Origin of the sequence: Streptococcus sp. HMSC062D07 (assembly GCF_001814215.1) — a bacterium.
GTDB lineage: Bacteria > Bacillota > Bacilli > Lactobacillales > Streptococcaceae > Streptococcus > Streptococcus infantis_I.
The window spans coordinates 1-738 of record NZ_KV815318.1 but is presented as its reverse complement, the minus strand read 5'-3'; the positions used below and the strand labels follow the sequence as shown (position 1 = coordinate 738).

Below are 738 nucleotides of genomic sequence, written 5' to 3'. Positions count from 1 at the left end.
GAGGGTCAGCGGTTCGATCCCGTTAACTCCCATAGGTCCCGTAGTGTAGCGGTTATCACGTCGCCCTGTCACGGCGAAGATCGCGGGTTCGATTCCCGTCGGGACCGTAATAACGAAAGTTATTTGACTCGTTAGCTCAGTTGGTAGAGCAATTGACTTTTAATCAATGGGTCACTGGTTCGAGCCCAGTACGGGTCATATTTGCGGGTTTGGCGGAATTGGCAGACGCACCAGATTTAGGATCTGGCGCTTAACGGCGTGGGGGTTCAAGTCCCTTAACCCGCATAATAGAAATCAGCCGGCTTAGCTCAGTTGGTAGAGCATCTGATTTGTAATCAGAGGGTCGCGTGTTCAAGTCATGTAGCCGGCATTTTTTTTAATGTAAACCAGAGTCGATGCGAACGTAGTTCAGTGGTAGAACACCACCTTGCCAAGGTGGGGGTCGCGGGTTCGAATCCCGTCGTTCGCTTATAGAGGCCGGGGTGGCGGAACTGGCAGACGCACAGGACTTAAAATCCTGCGATTGGTAACGATCGTACCGGTTCGATTCCGGTCCTCGGCATATATTGAAGAGCACCCTTAGCTCAACTGGATAGAGTACCTGACTACGAATCAGGCGGTTAGAGGTTCGACTCCTCTAGGGTGCATTAAACATTAAACTCGGGAAGTAGCTCAGCTTGGTAGAGTACTTGGTTTGGGACCAAGGTGTCGCAGGTTCGAATCCTGTCTTCCCGATTG

The 738-nt window shown here is 51.4% G+C and carries 8 tRNA genes; all 8 read left to right on the top strand.

What is annotated here, in order from left to right:
- Nucleotides 1-34: 34 nt before the first annotated feature.
- Nucleotides 35-107: transfer RNA gene (locus HMPREF2957_RS00225), tRNA-Asp, on the top strand.
- Between the two features lie 18 nt (nucleotides 108-125).
- Nucleotides 126-198, top strand: a tRNA-Lys gene (locus HMPREF2957_RS00220).
- Nucleotides 199-203: 5 nt separating this feature from the next.
- Nucleotides 204-285 (top strand) — tRNA-Leu (locus HMPREF2957_RS00215).
- A gap of 12 nt (nucleotides 286-297) precedes the next feature.
- Nucleotides 298-370, top strand: a tRNA-Thr gene (locus tag HMPREF2957_RS00210).
- A gap of 27 nt (nucleotides 371-397) precedes the next feature.
- Nucleotides 398-469, top strand: a tRNA-Gly gene (locus HMPREF2957_RS00205).
- 7 nt (nucleotides 470-476) lie between these two features.
- Nucleotides 477-562 (top strand) — tRNA-Leu (locus HMPREF2957_RS00200).
- Nucleotides 563-573: 11 nt separating this feature from the next.
- A tRNA-Arg gene (locus tag HMPREF2957_RS00195) sits at nucleotides 574-647 on the top strand.
- A gap of 14 nt (nucleotides 648-661) precedes the next feature.
- A tRNA-Pro gene (locus tag HMPREF2957_RS00190) sits at nucleotides 662-735 on the top strand.
- Nucleotides 736-738: the final 3 nt, after the last annotated feature.